The organism is Dyella halodurans (assembly GCF_026283925.1).
Classification (GTDB): domain Bacteria; phylum Pseudomonadota; class Gammaproteobacteria; order Xanthomonadales; family Rhodanobacteraceae; genus Dyella; species Dyella halodurans.
This window is the reverse complement of the sequence record NZ_JAPDPF010000008.1, coordinates 156,569-173,378: the sequence shown is the minus strand read 5'-3', so window position 1 is coordinate 173,378 and position 16,810 is coordinate 156,569. Positions and strand designations below refer to the sequence as shown.

12 protein-coding genes are annotated in these 16,810 nt (G+C 64.3%); 2 read left to right on the top strand and 10 right to left on the bottom strand.

Annotation, left to right across the window (positions count from 1 at the left end):
* Positions 1–92: 92 nt before the first annotated feature.
* The 4 genes from OUZ49_RS16315 to OUZ49_RS16300 all read right to left on the bottom strand — a co-directional run bounded on the left by OUZ49_RS16315 (position 93) and on the right by OUZ49_RS16300 (position 4,847).
* Complete coding sequence (locus OUZ49_RS16315) at positions 93–1,520, bottom strand: sensor histidine kinase (protein ID WP_266151626.1); 1,428 nt, start codon at positions 1,518–1,520, stop codon at positions 93–95.
* Positions 1,517–2,182 carry a response regulator gene (locus OUZ49_RS16310; protein ID WP_266151625.1) on the bottom strand — a complete coding sequence of 222 codons (666 nt, stop codon included), beginning with the start codon at positions 2,180–2,182 and terminating at the stop codon, positions 1,517–1,519. Before OUZ49_RS16310 ends, OUZ49_RS16315 begins: the two co-directional genes overlap by 4 nt.
* A 137-nt stretch (positions 2,183–2,319) precedes the next feature.
* Positions 2,320–2,682: an MliC family protein gene (locus tag OUZ49_RS16305; protein WP_266151624.1), complete on the bottom strand. Its 363-nt coding sequence runs from the start codon at positions 2,680–2,682 to the stop codon at positions 2,320–2,322.
* Positions 2,683–2,864: 182 nt separating this feature from the next.
* Entirely contained in the window at positions 2,865–4,847 is a 1,983-nt protein-coding gene (locus tag OUZ49_RS16300; protein WP_266151623.1) for a serine hydrolase domain-containing protein, read from the bottom strand.
* A gap of 1,476 nt (positions 4,848–6,323) precedes the next feature.
* On the opposite strand from OUZ49_RS16300, the gene OUZ49_RS16295 reads away from it, so the two are divergent.
* Together OUZ49_RS16295 and OUZ49_RS16290 are read left to right on the top strand one after the other, a co-directional pair.
* Positions 6,324–6,920 (top strand): glycoside hydrolase family 11 protein, encoded by a 597-nt coding sequence (locus OUZ49_RS16295; RefSeq protein WP_266151622.1) that lies wholly within the window; start codon positions 6,324–6,326, stop codon positions 6,918–6,920.
* Positions 6,921–7,118: 198 nt separating this feature from the next.
* Complete coding sequence (locus OUZ49_RS16290) at positions 7,119–8,012, top strand: formylglycine-generating enzyme family protein (protein WP_266151621.1); 894 nt, start codon at positions 7,119–7,121, stop codon at positions 8,010–8,012.
* Between the two features lie 100 nt (positions 8,013–8,112).
* Here OUZ49_RS16290 and hrpB read toward each other — a convergent pair whose 3' ends face one another.
* The 6 genes from hrpB to OUZ49_RS16260 form a co-directional block, all read right to left on the bottom strand.
* The gene (hrpB, locus tag OUZ49_RS16285) at positions 8,113–10,632 is read right to left on the bottom strand and encodes an ATP-dependent helicase HrpB (protein WP_266151620.1); all 2,520 of its coding nucleotides are present in this window, start codon (positions 10,630–10,632) and stop codon (positions 8,113–8,115) included.
* 404 nt (positions 10,633–11,036) lie between these two features.
* Entirely contained in the window at positions 11,037–13,406 is a 2,370-nt protein-coding gene (gspD, locus tag OUZ49_RS16280; protein WP_266151619.1) for a type II secretion system secretin GspD, read from the bottom strand.
* The gene (locus OUZ49_RS16275) at positions 13,407–14,156 is read right to left on the bottom strand and encodes a general secretion pathway protein GspN (RefSeq protein ID WP_266151618.1); all 750 of its coding nucleotides are present in this window, start codon (positions 14,154–14,156) and stop codon (positions 13,407–13,409) included.
* On the bottom strand, positions 14,153–14,782 hold the full coding sequence (gene gspM / locus OUZ49_RS16270) for a type II secretion system protein GspM (protein ID WP_266151617.1): 630 nt from the start codon (positions 14,780–14,782) through the stop codon (positions 14,153–14,155). The genes OUZ49_RS16275 and gspM overlap by 4 nt, the downstream gene beginning before the upstream one ends.
* On the bottom strand, positions 14,779–15,942 hold the full coding sequence (locus tag OUZ49_RS16265; RefSeq protein WP_266151616.1) for a PilN domain-containing protein: 1,164 nt from the start codon (positions 15,940–15,942) through the stop codon (positions 14,779–14,781). Before OUZ49_RS16265 ends, gspM begins: the two co-directional genes overlap by 4 nt.
* Positions 15,939–16,802: a type II secretion system minor pseudopilin gene (locus tag OUZ49_RS16260; protein ID WP_266151615.1), complete on the bottom strand. Its 864-nt coding sequence runs from the start codon at positions 16,800–16,802 to the stop codon at positions 15,939–15,941. The genes OUZ49_RS16265 and OUZ49_RS16260 overlap by 4 nt, the downstream gene beginning before the upstream one ends.
* Positions 16,803–16,810: the final 8 nt, after the last annotated feature.

Sequence of the window (16,810 nt, the reverse complement as noted above, 5' to 3'; positions counted from 1 at the left end):
CCTGGCTATACCTGGGGAGTGCACACCCTAGCGGACTTGGCTTAGGGTTAACTTTGTTGCGGGCCAACGCCCGCGAAACCCGTTGCCCGGGCTTATCCGGCCGGCGCCGGCGTGATCGAAACTTCCCGCGCCAGCGGAATGCTTACGCGCACGCGCAAACCCTGGCCAAGTGGCGAATCGAGCAGTTCGATCGGGGCATCGTGCAATTGGGCGGCACGCTGCACGATGGACAGGCCCAGCCCGTAGCCTTCGCCGCGACTGCTGGCTTCGCGGTGGAAGCGTGCGAAGACGGCGTCGCGACGCTCGCGGGGGATGCCTTCGCCATTGTCGATGACATCGATGACGGCCTGATCCCCTTCGCGTGCCACCGACAGCTCCACGCGACCTCCGGCGGGAACGTGGCGCAACGCGTTCTCCAGCAGGTTGCGCAACAAGGCGGCCAGCGCCACCTCATAGCCCGATACCGGCAAGCGTCCGGAAGGCAGGGCAACGTCCAGCTCGACATCGGTGTCGCCAATCACCGTCGAAAGTTCTTCGATGACCATGGTGGCGACCTCGACCAGGTCGACCTCGGCGCGATGGCCTGCGCGCGAGCTGGTCTCCAGCCGCGCCAACGACAGCAGCTGTTCCACTCGCCTGGCCAGCGCGGCCAGGCTTTGGCGGGCGCCTGCCAGGGCTACGTCCGCCTCCCGCGTGGATCGACTCGCTTCGGCGTTCTCGAGATTGATCATGGTCGACGCCAACGGCGTGCGCAGTTCATGCGCCACATCCGCACTGAAGCGACGTTCGCGCTCGAGTGCGTCCTCGAGGCGTGCAAACTGTTCGTTGAGAGCCGCCAGCACCGGTTCCAGCTCGCGTGGCGCCTGTGCGACCTTCAGCGTGTCGTGGCTACCGGGCTGGCGCGCGGACAAGCGCTGCGCCAGTTCATCCAGCGGCCTCAATCCGCGCCGCACAGCCCAGCCGACCAGCAAGGCGAGGACCGGCAGCGCGACCAGCGGGGCCACGGCATGCTCAAACCACAAGGCCACGGTGATGTCGCTGCGGCTGTCGTAACGCTCGGCCGAGCGGATGACGATGCCGTCGGCGTCCGGCGGCAGGGTGAACAGGCGCCAGCGGTATTTGCCGATCTGCAGGTCGCGGAAGCCCACGCTGCCGGTCTCCGGTGGGGGCAAGGCGCTCAAGTTGGCCGTGACCAGCAGCGGTTGCGCATGGCGGTCGAAGACCTGGAAACCAACTTCCGACTCGTTGGTTTCTCCGTGCAACACGCGTTCCTGCACCGACCTGGTGGCGATGGGCACTACCACGACGCGCCCCGCTTCGCGACCTTGCAAGGCCGACAGGCCGCCGTTTTCGATCAACACTTGCAAGGTGCGCGCCGATTGAGCGAGGCGGGCATCGGACAGTTCGCCCACTTCGTGCACCGTGCGCCGGAAACTGTAGACACCCAACGGCAACAGCACGACGGCGATCACGCCAAGAATCAACCAGCGCAGACGCTCGCGCAGACTGGCCGCTCTCACTTCGGATCCCGTGGAATCATGTAGCCAAAGCCTCGCACGTTGCGGATCGTCTCGAAGCTGAGCTTGCGCCGCAATGAATGCACCAGCACTTCCAGGGCATTGTTGCCGACCACGTGATCAATGCCGTACAGCGAGTTTTCCAGGCTCTCGCGCCGAACCAGGCGCCCCGCGTTCTCCATCAGCGCCTGCAGCAGCGAAAACTCGCGCCGCGTCAGCTCCACCGCCTCGCCGCGGAAGGTGACTTCGGAGGTACCGAGATCCAGGCTCAAGGCACCCACGTCCATGCGATTGATGGCCAGCCCGCGCATGCGCCGACCCAGCGAGCGAATGCGCGCGGCCAATTCCTCCACGTGGAAGGGCTTGATCAGGTAATCGTCGGCGCCGGCATCGAGACCGTCGACGCGGGCAGAAAGGCCGTCGCGCGCCGTCATCACCAGCACCGGCGTCTCAATGCGCGCACGACGCGCCTCGGTCAGCACTTCAATGCCATCACGGCCCGGCAGGCCCAGGTCGAGCAGGATCAGATCCGCGGTCCGGTCGCGAATGGCACTGGACGCCGAGCGACCATCCCGCAACCAGGACACCGTATAGCCCAGGCGCTCAAGCGCGCGCTGGATGGCGTCACCCAGATGCGCGTCGTCTTCGACAAGAAGGATGTGCACGAACCGAGAGCTCCCGTCACCAGGCCAAATGGGCAACCGCCCGCGGCGGCTCTGCGATTATCCAGCAACCGCCTTATGAAAGACTTAATCGGCATGGGGCCGGCGCAGCCAGGCTTGCCCCGGGGTGCAGACACGCATCATTTGACCGCTGAACAACCCGCCAGCACAGGCGCCGCGTTCTCGCCTTGCATCACGTCGTAAAGATCGCCGTCGTTGCCTTTGCTCCACCAGACGTAGCGGCCCGCCTGGTAGCGGACACCCGACGCCGCCACGGTGTCGACGAAGAGCAGCGGCTTGCCATTGACGGGAACCAAGGCAAAGCTCTGGCCGTTCGCTGCGTTCAAATAGGTCACCTGCAGCGACTTGCCATCGGCGCACTGATAGGTTTGCTTGATGGTTTTCGCCAGCTGAATCTGCGGCAGCTTGAGGGTGTCCGCGGAGGCGGTCGATGCAGCCAGCAAGATGGCGACGACACACAGCGGCCTAATGAGCTTCAACATCACCGATCACCTCGACCACGTAAGAAGATCGTCAACGACAATCCCGCCCATATCGTCATCCCAGCGGCTCTCAACAGCCGAAGGGCTGGTCAAGCTGGGACCCAGCGCCTTGAGGGCCGAGCAGCGCAAAGTCACTGGATTCCAGCCTTCGCTGGAATGACGATGCGCAGAGGCTCGCGCCCCTACTTCACCGCATCGTAAACATACTCATGCTGTCCATCGCGCAATACCAGCTTGCGACCGTCGGGCTTCCCTGCGGCGACAAACTCCAGGCCGTCCGCGCCGGGCGAGATGGTCACGAACGAGACGGAGCCGTCGTCGTTCTTGCGCGAGGCAACGTCGCTATGCCAGACGCCGAAGTCAAACACCGCATGCTTGCTGTCGCGCTGCACCTGGACGCTGCCAAGCGCCGCGTTCCGGTAGTTGTCCGCCAGTTTGGCGGCCTCGGTGGGATCGGCAGGCACGGTCAAGCGCTTCCGCTCCGCGGCAATCTGCGCCTTTAACCGCTTCACGCCGGCATCGATGTCACCCTGCGCCAGCGGCTTGCCATCAAACAGCACTTCCAGCAAACGGCGCTGGAACGGTCCGCGAATGAACACGCCCGCGTCGGCATTGGTGAGTATCACGGCGCCCACGCCCTGCTCCGGCAACCACAGCATGTCGGAGTGGAATCCCGCCAGGTCGCCGCCGTGATGGACCACCGGCACGCCCCAGGTGTGATCGACCACGAGGCCCATGCCGTAAGTGGCCGTGGTACCCATGGCCACGTTGGCCTTGCGCCGCTCCAGCAACGCAGGCTCCGACACGTAGCGCTGCCCATTGGGAAGCAGGCCGTTGGCCAGCTCCATCTGGACATAGCGCAGCATGTCGCTTACGGCACTCCAGGCGGCGCCCGCCGGTCGCGCCGCGCGAAACGAATCATTGACGCCCATGCCGGCCACGGCAGTATGGCCATCGACATCCAGGCCATGCGGCGTCGCATGATCGGCAAGCAGCGCACGATCGTAGTCGAACGTGGTCAGGCGCATGCCCAGCGGATCGAATACTTGTTTCTGCATGGCGAAATCGTAGGCCGCGCCGAGCTCCATATGCGGGTAGAGCGCGTGCGCACCGATATAGCCAGCGGCGGCGGCCATGAGGTTGGAGTACTGGAACAGTTCGCCGAACTTGCTCGTCGGCTGCATGCCCGCCAGCGCCTTCAGCACGGTGTCCGGCGTGGCATCGCGGCTATTGAGCAACCACTCCAGGTCCTGTCGTGGCATGCCCGTGCACGCGCAGATCAAGTGGCGCATCAGCACCTGGCGCGTGGTATCGGCATCTCCAAGCTTGAACGATGGCATCACCTGGGTCACCGGCGTGTCCCAATCGAAGCGATGCTGGTCGACCTCGCGTGCGAGCATCAGCGTGGTGAGCGCCTTGGTGTTCGAGGCAATCATGAACAGCGTGTCGGCATCGACCGGCTCGGGCTTGCCGATCTCGCGCACACCCAGACCACCTGCAAACACCACCTTGCCGTGGTCGATCAGGCCGATAGCCACGCCCGGCACGTCATAGGCCTTGCGCGCTTCTTCCACGAAAGCCTTCAGCGCTTCGACGCGCTCGACATCCAGGGGGTGCGCCTTCTTGTGGGCAAATGACTCGCGCTTATAGCCCTTCGGCAGCAGGCGATCGGAAATCGCGCGCAGCTGCGATGCACGCTTCTCGCCCACCGCACTGGCGACATCATAGATAAGCACGGTGTAGCCACCATCGTGGCGGTACGCAACCGCCGTCACGCCACGCTTGTCATTGGCCGAAGTCTCGTAGTTGTAGACCTTGATCCGGTCCCAGTTATCGTGCGGCGCACTGTCGGTAGCGTCGTGCAGCGGCCAGGTCTTGGCCGGCCCGTAAATCTTCCACGCCGCGGCCACCGCGGCGTCCACGTCCGCCGCCTTCACGTCCACCAGCACCACCTGCGAGCCGGGCTCGGGCGGATTCAGCGTGATCTTGTTGCCATCGGTATGAATCGTCCAATCCGCCGGAACGACAAACTGCGTCCCCGCTGACGTGGTGCGCTGGGCATCGGCCTTCACCGTGACGTTGGGCGCCGGTGTCGGAGCATCCAGCGCGGATGCGGACCCAAACACCATCACGAGGAGCACGAAGACAACGCATCGCATCAACATGAAGCTACCTCGTGGGGGAGGAAACGCTCTTCTGTCAGTCGTGCACCAAGCCAAAGACCCTGCCTGGCACCGCTGGGGACGTCGGTGACTTCGTCGGAGTCTACACGCGTGGATGATGGTCGCCAGTGCTGGCCCAAGGCGATCGCGTCAGCACGCTTGGCCTAGAGCAACACCGCCTGCAACGCTCAAACGATGGCCCTCTTTCAGTTTCAAAGCAGGCTGCCACTCGGATTTCTCAAGGCGGCCAGACAGGTTGCAGGTAGCCCAGACATGAGGCCCCAGCGACTGCGGGTTCACTGGCCTGGCAACTCGTGGCAGCGGCCGCTCGCGCGGTCGTGATGTCGCCCGCAAGGTAGATTGGAGTGGGTGACGCGGGCTGCCATGCCGTATTGCCGCGTCGGTACTCGGCAATGGACAGGACCGCTCTCGCGGCGAAATCGAGCGCGGCTCTTGAAGCCTTCACCAACCCCGTGGGGCCCGCCGGCGTAAACAACGGCAAGCTGGGCCGTGGGTACGCCGAGCCATCTGGGAGGCCCGCGTCGAGCCGGCCTGGCTTATATAGAGGGTCGATCATCGGTGCGTGATACCCAAGGGTGGATATCGACGTGGATGACTGCCATCGGCCCAGCGACAGATCCAATGGAGACCGGACGGGTGGGACCTTCCTGCCGACCTTGCTCCGATGCGCAGTCGAGGCGCCACCCGCCTGACCGGCATTTGCCTGAACACCCTGCGCCGGGCATGACGCCACCCACGGGCAGGCGACCGCCAAAGCTATTGATATGACAAAACGTGGTTTCATCAGTATCCCCATGCGCTGGTCCGCCATCACTTGAAGCAGCCAATGCATTGGATCGCACTGTCGGCGACCTCACATGCTTTCGATTTGCAGTGTATTGCTAGCCGACGGTTGCACCAAGAAACCCGGCAGATCGCAATGCCGCTCAAGCAGGACCGGATGCTCAAACTCATCCTCGAACCCACGCCGCCGACTGCGGCGACGCCTACGCAACGCTACTTCGCAGGGGACCGGATGCCTGGCACGCCGAATAATGTGTCGCAGTTCGCGAATTGAACTTTGATGCGCCGTTGCCGATCGCTGACTCGTTGACTGCGGAAAAAAACCGTGCTTAGACTCAAGTGCGACTAAAGGTAGCGCTAACATAACTGCGTCCCGCGTCTACCTCGGCGTCGCGCCGAGACAACGATGAGCGCCAACCTTGGCTCTTGCGCCGGGTGTTGCTCCGTTCCTCGCGTCATCGGCCGGGGAGGTAATACGGGGGCCACCCATGACGGGTGGCGATGCGTCTACTTTGAAAGCAATTGACGGCTGCGTCAGTCCGCTACAGCGCTTGCTGTGGCGTCGTTGTCGTACGCCCTCAAGGAACGGGGATAATTCGTATGCACGCAATGTCGTTCGTTTCGTCGCGCGTTCAAAAAGTACTGCTCTGCGCCCTCATAGCGGGTGGCGCAAGCATGGCGGCCGACGCCCAGTCGGTAAGCAACAACGGTACCGGCACGAATAACGGCTACTACTATTCGCTGTATAGCAGTGGCGGCTCGGCCACCATGACGTTTCCGCAGGCATCCAGCTATGCCGGCAACTACGCCATAACCTGGTCGGGTGTCAGTGATGTGGTGGGCGGTAAAGGCTGGAGTACCGGCGGGAATATGAGCGTCGGCTACAACGTCGGCTCCGCCAGCGGCTACAACACCATCTCTGTCTACGGCTGGACCACCAACCCGCTCGTCGAGTACTACATCACCGAGTTCGGTTCGCTCTATACGGGGAATGCCACGTATAAAGGCAGCGTGACCAGCGATGGACACACCTACAGCACGTATGAGCACCAGCAGGTGAACCAGCCCTCCATCATCGGTACCGCGACGTTCGAGCAGTACCTGGATGCCTGGGGCGGCGCATCGATCGGCAGCAATGGCACCGTCACCACGGGCAACCACTTCAGCCACTGGAAGAGCCTGGGCATGAACATGGGTTCGTTCAACTACATGATCCTGGCCACCGAGGCATATAACGGCGCCAGCGGCCAGGTAAACGCGACGGTGTGGTGAGGAATCCCGTGAAGGTGTGTTGAAAACGCTGAAGCCGGCGGCCGCCAGCCGCCGGCTTTATGCCTTTCAAGGGACGATTCGGAGAGTCCGACGCGTGCCGCATGATGCCGATGCGGCGCACGCGCGATGTCACGGCTCATCCGGGTATGTGCAGTTCACATGCATGCGGGTCGTCGACCCGGATACGCAAGGCTCTCGATGAAGAAACCACTGCTTTTGATGGCCATCGTGATGGTCACCAGCTTGACGTCCTTCACCCAAATTGCTCGTGCCTCGGCGAGCGACGTGCCTGCCAACTTCGTATGGGTCAAGGGCGGCACGTTCAAGAACACCACCTCCAACTACTACGGAAAGGGCGTCGTCATATCCGACTTTTATATCGGCAAATACGACGTCACCCAAAAAGAGTGGCTCGACGTGATGGGCAGCAATCCATCGAAGTTCAAGGGCGACAGCCTGCCGGTGGAAATGGTGAGCTGGTACGACAGCATCGAGTACTGCAACAAGCGAAGCATCAAAGAGGGATTGAAGCCCTACTACAACATCAACAAGGACGAGCAAGACCCAAACAACCAACCAGACCCGAGATTTGGCTATCTCGACCATATGCGATGGACGGTCACGATCAACCCGGGGGCCAACGGTTACCGACTGCCGACCGAAGCCGAGTGGGAATATGCCGCCGGTGGTGGCCAATCAAGCCAGAGTTACACCTATAGCGGCAGCAACGACATCGATGACGTCGCCTGGTACTGGCGAAACTCGGGCGATGAAAGCTTATCCGGCGCGTGGAGCTGGCCCCCAATCGAGCAGAACCATGATCAGCCAAAACCGGTCGGCAGCAAGAAGCCCAACGAGTTGGGGCTTTACGACATGTCCGGCAACATCAGGGAATGGTGCTGGGACTGGAACGGCGAGCTGCAAGCGAACGTAACCAATCCACAAGGCAGTCCAAGTGGCTATGGCCGGGTATGGAAAGGCGGCGGCTGGATGGGCGCCGACTTCAGTGCGGCATCAGCCTTCCGGGGCAGCCTAGCGGCCAATGGTGCGGGCCCCGATCAAGGTTTCCGCGTGGTATTGAACCGTCGATAAGAAGCGGGATCGCAAGCCGGAGCTACGCAAAACAGTGCGATGTGGAAAGCGAGTCGGGCGCCCTGACTCGAATCTCCGCGCGCCAATCGATGCGGCGAGGTCAGGTACCTCGCGGCTTGGCCCGATGCGTCGGCGCGGCGGTCCACGGATCGTCCGGCCAGGGGTGGCGGGGATAGCGGCCCTTGAGTTCCTTCTTCACTTCGGGATAGGTGCGTTCCCAGAAACCCTTCAGGTCCTGGGTGACCTGGATCGGCCGCCCGGCGGGTGATAGCAGATGCAAGGTGACGGGAATGCGGCCATTGGCGACGCGAGGCGTGTCGGCCAGCCCGAACAATTCCTGCAGCTTCACGGCAAGCACGGGCGGCTCGCCTTCGGCGTATTCGAGACGACGACTCATGCCGCTGGGCACGGTGACGCTTTCGGGCACCTGGGCATCGAGCTGGCGGCGCTGTTCGTAGTCGAACAACGTGCCGAGTGCTTGCGAGAGTTCTTCCGCGCTCAAGGCATCGAGGCGGCGCTTGCCGTTGAGATAAGGCGAAAGCCAGTCATCGAGGGTGTCGAGCAACGCAGCATCCGAGATATCCGGCAGACCAAGCTCCGGCATCCACGCGCGAAGCGCCTGCATGCGCGCGCGCAGGCGACGGGCGTTGTCGCTCCACGGCAAGGCGTCGATACCCTTGGCGCGCACCGCCGCGATCAACGCAGGCAAGGCATCCTCAGGTTTCACAGGCACGCTGCGACGTTCGAGCACGATGGCGGCATAACGCTGTTCCTCATAGGCCTCGACGGCGTTGCGCTCGTCGTTCCAGCGCAGTAACCGCTCGCGATGAAACAGTGCCGGGTAGTCGCGTTCGAGCACGCGCGGATCGAGCGGCGCGCCGGCAAGAATCAGGCTGTCGCGCGCCTCGAAGCGCAGATCGAGTGCCACCAGCCAGGGCTCGCCATGCAAGGCGGTGTTCTCATGCAGGCGGGCACCACGACCATTGGCCAGGGTGTATCGCAGCGGATTGCTGTCGTCGCGGCGTGCGACGCGATCGGGGAACGCATGCACGAGCAAGTCGCCTACCGCGTGACTATCAGGCATGCCGCTGGCGGCCGAGCGCGCGTCCAGCCGGCGACGCCAGCCTTTACTGGCTTGCTCGATTGCGGCCAGCGCCCCCGTATCGACACCGCCACGCGCACCTGCGGTGCGCCGATCGCGCCATGCATGCAGGGCGCTGACGCGCGCACGGAAGTCGTCGCTGCGCGCCTGCTCGCCGCGCAGTGGAGAGCGCGCCTCCATCAGCGCGAGCAGATCGGCGACGAGTGCCCGCAGTTCCGGCGCTGCACGCAAGGCGGCCGCACCAAGACGCGGCGTGGCGCCGAGTTCAAGCATCTGACGGCCCAGCGCGGTGATGCGCCCATCGAGTGACAGGGCGGCCAGCTGCATCAGCAGCTCGCGCGCCTGGGCGAGTGCGCCGACCGGTGGCGCATCCAGCCAGGGCAGATCATTACCGCTGTTTGACGTGATGCCCCATGCCGCCAGCTCGAGCGCCAGGCCTGACAATTCGGCTTGGGCGATCTCCGCGGTGCGCGAGGCGTCAAGTCGCTTGCTTTGTGGCCACAAGCGGTAGGCACTGCCTTCGGCGACGCGACCAGCGCGACCCGTACGCTGATCGGCAGACGCCTGCGAGATATTGACGGTTTCCAGCCGCGTGAAACCCGAGTTCGGATCGAAGCGCGGCTCGCGCGCGAGGCCGCTATCGACGACTGCCCGGATGCCGGGCAAGGTCACGCTCGATTCGGCCACGTTGGTGGCCAGCACGATGCGCCGCATGCCAGGCTCGGCTGGACTCAAGGCGGACTGCTGTTCGGCCAGTGAGAGTTCGCCGTGCAAGGCGACGACCTCCAGGTCGTCACGCGCCAGCGATTGCTCGAGCACCACCTGGGTGCGTGCGATCTCGCGACGACCGGGCAGGAAGGCGAGCACGTCGCCGTCGTTTTCGTCCAGAGCCTGGCGCGCGATGCGGGCGAGGTGATGCTCCAGGCCTTCCTGCACGCGTGCCGGCGGATACTCCACCCGTACCGGAAAGCTGCGACCCGGACTGCTGATGCGCGGCGCATCCAACCATTGCGCGATGCGCTCTCCATCCAGCGTGGCCGACATCACGACGATGCGCAGGTCGGGGCGTATCGTGCCTTGCACGTCGAGCGCCAAGGCGGCGCCGAGGTCGCCCGCCAGATGCCGCTCGTGGAATTCGTCGAACAGGATGATGCCGAAACCGCCGAGCTCGGGATCGTCCTGGATCAGGCGCGTGAGGATGCCTTCGGTGACCACTTCGATGCGCGTCGCAGCGCTGACTTTCGACTCGAAGCGGATGCGGTAGCCCACCGTCTGTCCGACCTCCTCACCCAGCTGTTTCGCCATGAACTGCGCCGCGGCGCGTGCAGCGATGCGGCGCGGCTCCAACATCAGAATCCGGCTTCCGGCCAGCCAGGACTGACCAAGCAAGGCCGGGGGTACCTGCGTGGTCTTACCGGCGCCCGGAGGCGCCTCCAGCACCAGGCGCGGATTCGCCGCGAGCGAGGCGCATATCTCGGGCAGCAACGGGGTAATCGGGAAGGAAGGCGACGTACTCATCGCGTACATGATAGTGGGGTGGCTGCTCGCCCTCTATCGACGTCCTCGAAGGCACCCCTCCTACCCCAATCCACCCTCGCGCAAGGACAACCTTCGGGTCGCCGGCAGGGGATGCGACGAACGTGCTACGGATAACTTGACGAAGAAGCGCTAATTGCCAGACATACGCCGGACGCCACGTGCTCGCGTCATGCCCTGGTTTCACCGTGCTCATACACGAACGTGTCTGCAGCGCTGCGGTGGTCTATGGCAATCGGGAGGGATTCGAAGTAAATGTTTTTGACTATTCGTATCAGCCCAGGACGCCGAATTTTCCATCATCCGGCAGCTCTCGACGACCGAAGGGCTCGAGGGCTGCGGGGATGACGAGCATAAACTTACTCAGTATTCGCCCAGAAATCCGTTCAGGGCTGTACGTGACTTACTTCAGATGCGCGCAACGGCGCCAGCGACTCGAACTTGCGCTGGTACTCGTCGGTGACCTGCTTGGCCTCTTCGCTGCTGGTGATCACGCGTGGCGTAATCAACACGATCAGCTCGGTGCGGCTGCGGTTACGACTGGTGGTGCCAAACAAGCGACCCAGGAACGGGATCTGATTGAGACCGGGGATCCCCGTATTGGTGTTGTCCTCGTTCTGCTGGATCAGACCGCCAAGCAACACCGTCTGACCGCTCTGCACAGCAATCTGCGTGCCCACCGCGCGCTGCTGGATGGTGTAGTTGCCCTGCGAATTGGCCGCACCCACCGTGTTGCTGACCTGTTGCTGGACCGTGAGATAGACCAGGCCGCCCGGATTGACGCGGGGTTGCACATCAAGAATGACACCGGTAGGCAAGTAGGTAACGCTGCTTGCAGTCGATCCCAGCGTGGTTGAACCGAGACCGGTGACGATCGAGGTCTGGTTGACCGGCACCTGGTCACCCACCTGGATATGCGCGACCTGGTTGTTCAACACCACCATCGACGGCGCGGACAAGGTTTTCGTATTGCCGTTGACTTCCAGTGCACGCAGCGCGACCTGGAAGTTCTTGTTGACGAACGAATAGAAAAGCGCATCGCCCGGTGTGGTGCTCGTACCGGGGTTGTACGTGTTGCCGCCCTGACCCAGGCCAATTTGCCGCGGGTTGGTCTTGTCGCCGGGCGTAAAGGTGCCATCGCCGTTGTTGGTGCCGCCAGCGAGGCCTTGCAGATACCACTGCACGCCAAACTGGAACTGGCCGGTCAGGTCCACTTCCAGGATGCGCATCTCGATCTGCACCTGCAGTGGCACGTTGTCCAGCTTCTTGATGGCCTGCTCGATCTCCCCCCATTGCGAAGGCCGCGCACGCACCATCAGCTGGTTGTTCGCATCGACCGAGCTGATGCGGATGCTGCCGTCTTCGGAGCTGTATTGCTGGCCGCCCTGATTGTTGTTGGGATTCGTGCTGTTGCCAAACGTTCCGCTACCGCTGCCAAAGGCACTGCCACCGGTGGTGGTTCCGCCCGTCCCCGTTGTGCCACCCAGGCCGCCCGTGGTCGCACTGGTATCGCCGTGGGTGCTGAGCCCGCCCGTGGTGTTGCCAAATCCGCCGGTGGTGCTGCTGCCGAAGCTGCCAGCCGTACTGCCCATGCCGCTGGCGGAACCGTAGGCGTTGTTGGTATTGCCCAGCGTGCCTTCGTTGAGGCCGGGACCCACATGGCCGCCGCTGTTGTTCGCGGCGCCATTGGTATAGATCTGCGCCAGGTACTGCGCCAGATCGGAGGCCTTGATGTTGCGCACGTCATAGACGTATAGATCCGGCTCGTTGCCGCCGCCGTGATCGATCTTGGCGATCCAGTCGCCAACTTCCCGCAGATACGTCGGCTGAGTGCTGATGACCACCAGCGCATTGGTGCGCTCAATCGGGATGAAGCGCAGCATGCCGGCCAGCGGCGTATCGCCCTTGGGGCCGAACATCTGGTCGAGCTGGGGCATCAGTTCGCTGACATTGGCGCGCTGCAGGCTGAACACGCCGACCGACATGCCGCGCAGCCAGTCCACGTCGAAGGTCTGCACGGTGCGCTGATAGTTTTCCAGTTCCTGCGGCGTACCGGACAGCACGATGAGGTTGCGCGACGAATCAACCAGCAACACGGCGTCGGTGCGCGCAAACGGCTTGATCAGCTTCTGCATCTCGGTGGCCGAGATGTAGCGCAGCGGGAACAGCCGTGCCTGCATGCCGGCCTGGGGCGCCACCGCGCCGAGACTGGGCACCAGGTTGCCGGCCACCGCGTCCTTCGACGGCATCACGATATAGCGGCCGTCGCGCTGCACCAGCGAATTGCCGGTCCACGACAACAGCGTTTCCAGGATCGGCAACGCCTGGCTGCTGTCCACCGGCTGCGAGGTGGAGAACGAGATATTGCCCTGCACGCCGGGCACGATGGTGTAGTTCTGCTTGAGCAGGTCGCCAAGAATTGCCTTGACCACCGCCTGCACCGGCTGGTTCTCGAAGTTGAACGTCACCGCCCCTTCACCGCTGGCCACCTGACGGGGCTGCGCCAATCCTGTCGCCTGCACGAACTTGCCCGTACCGGTACGCAGCTTCGGCTCCAGGGCCGCGTTCTGGTCCTGCGCTTGCGCACCCGCATTGAGAGGCCGCTGGGCCGGTACGGGATCCTGGGTGCCGGCCATGGCCTCGCGCTGAAGCGCGCCGTCATCGTGTGGTTGCGGCAAGGTCTGGCAACCGCTTAGCCAGATCGCCAAAGTGAGCGTACCGATGCGGCGAATCCGCGACGTGCGCTTGGTCAACATTCAATGTGCTCCTTCGGAGGGCGCTGCCGACTGCTCGGCGCGACGCTTCTGGATGGCTTCTTTGAGCTGGCGGATGCGATCCGATTGCGAATCGGCATTGTTCTGCGGCGCGCCTGGCGCATTCGCATTGGGCTGGGAGGCACTGGACGCTGGCGACAGCGGACCCGTAACCATGCGCACTGCACCGGGTGGCATCGGTGCCGGTGCGGGCACGGGTGCCGGTGGCGGCGAGGGCAGCATGCCATTGGCCAGCGGCGCGTTCTTGGGCATGTCGATGGGCGCACCGGCAGGCAGACCGAGCTCGGTGCGGCCACTGGCCGATTCGAAGATCGCCGCCCGCGGTTTCAGCTCGGCCAGGCGCCAACTGCCATCGGGCAAGGTATCGCCTTCGCGCACGCGTACTTCGTGTTCACCGCTCTTGTCGCGCAGCAAGGCCATGTGCAGCGACGGCGTGAGGATAATGCCGGTGAGCTGCATATCGCCCAGGCTCGCGCTGCCACTTGCGGCGCGCATACCCGGCTTGCGATCGGCATTGAACAGCGGCTGCGTCCACACGGCCGCGAACTGCTGCAGCGGCACGGGCGGCGGCAAGCCCTGGTCGCGCACCTCGGGCAGCGGCGCCACCGGGCGCGGCGCTTCCCAGTGCACGGCGCGGCCGATACCGGCAAGCAGCAGCAACAACAGCAGGCCGAAGGTGGCGGCCAGGCCACCAAGCACGGGGGTCAGACGGCGCTGTACTTCGGCGTTCATGGCGCGTCTCCTTGCGCATCGCCACCCGCATTGCGCGGCTGACGCACATAACCGGAGAGCGTGAACTGCACTTCCAAGGGCGCCCCCACCTGTTGCTGGGCGGCGACGGGATTGCGATAAATGCTCAGGTCGTCCACGAACAGATAGGGCGAACCTTGTTCCAGGTCATGCAACGTTTCGGCCAGCGGCTGAACTTCGCAACGCAGGCTGATGCTCACGGCCACTTTGCGATAAGGCTCATCGGGCGCGGCGGGCGGATTGGGCACCGGCATCTTCTGGGTCACGTCACACGCGCCGCTCTGCGGATGCTGGGCGACGGCATCGACGACCCGTTGCATGAGTCCGGCGGCAGCAGCGTTCGGGTCGTCCTCGGGCAGGAAGGCATGGCTCGCCGCCTGCCCTGCGCCCATGGCAGCGATACGCTTCTGCAGCAGCGGTTTTTCCGCGATGGCCGCGGCGAAACGCGCATGCGTATCGCGCAGATCGTTCATCTCAGCATTGACGGATTGCAGCGGAGCGACGAACCACCAGTGCAGGAGCGCGAAGTATCCGATCACCAGCACCAGCAACAGCAGCAAAAGCGCCGCGATGCGGCTTTCGCGTGGCTTCAGCGCATCCAGCTTCACAGCGCACCTCCGGCCGCGGCAGGCGGAGCCTTGGGTTTCGGCTCGGTGTTCTTGCGCAGCTGCGCGACCATGTAGAAGCGTTCCTTCCCCGTCGACGGATCGACCTGGATGGTGCCCTGGAAATTGGCGTCGGTCAGCACCGTCGAGCCCTTGAGTGCATCGACGAGACGCGCGGCCTGCGGGCTTTGTCCCTGGAAGCCAACCTGGCCGGTGTTGTCGATGCTCAGGCGCTCCAGCCACGCCGTGGTCGGCAGCCGTTGGCTGATGTCCTGCAGCACGGCCAGCGCGGACACGGTACGCGCCTTGCGCTGGGCCAGGAAACCGGCGGCGCCGGCGTTGTCCTGTAGCTGTTGGCGCAGCGCGGCTACCTGCTGCGCGTCGGCACGCATGCCTTCCACCTCGGTGCGCATCTGCGCCAAGGCACTTTCCCGGTTGTGCACGAACTGCAGCAAGGACAGCACCAGCAGCAGGATCGCGGCCGCGCCCAAGGCGAGGTTCAGTCGCTGGCGCGGATGCTGGCGACGTGGCGTCAGTTCCGCCGGCAACAGGTTGACGCCAAGGCGATCCTGCTCGACGGCGACATCCACGGCATCGACCTGCAGCCCCGAGCTGGCCAGTCGCGCCAGCAGCGGATCGAGCGTGGTGCGCGGCACCGCCACCAGCTCCGCCGCAAAGCGGCCGGCCGGCGCGGGTAGCTGCAACTCGCGCACGTCGTAGCGCACCTGCTCGGCGCGGAACGGCGTCTGGCGGTCCATTTCAAAGGCGCCGATCTGCTGCAGGCTGTCGCGCGCCGCGAGCGGCAGGGTCAAGCGGGGACGCAGCACCTCGGCAGGCGTCAGGCACAAGGCGACGCGCAGGTCTTCGCTATCGACGCCACGCACGGCATCGGCGAAGGCGACCTGCTGGTCGGCCGGGTCGAGCTGGCTGCTCCATTGCGCGGTCAGGTCGACGCGGCCGGCGCGGTGCAGCTGCCAGTCATCGCCCACCGGCTTCAGCAGGTACCAGCTCGGGCCGCTGCCAAACATCAGGCGCCAGCGCTGCGGCAGCAAGGCCGTCAGCTCGCCACCCCACCAGGCAAAAAAGCGTGGCAGCGGCGATGCGCGCCATGCGCGACGTGCGCGATCGAGCTGCAATCGCAGCGGCTGCGTTGCCGAACTCATTCCCCGTCACCCTCCTGCCAACGCAGCACTGCATACGGCATGGTGCCGTTGCGAGCTACCTGTAAACGCACCGTGGCGCGAAGGATCGCGCGAGTACCGTCGGCCAGCGTAGCCTCTGAACGAATACTATGCGTTACTCCCTGACTGACTACTAGGCCCGGCTGGGCTTGCGCCCCCAGCCTCGCTGCCACCATCGCATCCGCCTGTTGCAGGTTCATGCCGGGCGGAGTGGCAGCCAGCGCCAGGGCCTGGGCCTTGGCGGGGTCGGGGCTGGGTCGGCCCGACCAGAGCGTCAGCTGCGGCGCCACCGTACGGTAGACCGCCGGATCCATGCCCAGCACCATTTGCAGTTCTTCGACGCTGGCGAAGGGCCCGTGCCGCGGGCCGTAGTCGCGGCCGGCCATCGCATAAGCCGACGATTTGAGGCCGGCACCGGCCGGCGTCATGGCGAAGCTGCGCCAGTCCACCACGTTCTTCGCAAGATCCAACGCCTTGGCATCCGGCATGCCGGCGAGGCGAAAGAGATTCTGCAGGACATCCGCCGAGGCGGCGTTGAGGTCCACCTTGCCGCTTTCATCGATCACGCTGACGCTGACCTTGGCGCCGTCGAAGGCGAACGGATAGACGCGGCCGTCGGCAATCCAGCGCTGTTCTTGCTGCGGATCCTGCAAGGCGTAGATGGCGCGCATCAAGCCGGCTTCCGCGGCGTAATGCGCCTGGGTTTGGGCAAACATGTAGCGCGCCTGCAGGCCCTCCGTGCGCGCGAGCATGGCGTAGCCGCCCAGCAGGATCGCCAGCAGGGTGCATGCCCACAGCACCACCAGCAGGGCGACGCCCCGCTGCCCCTGAGGATGGGTCATCACGGCGC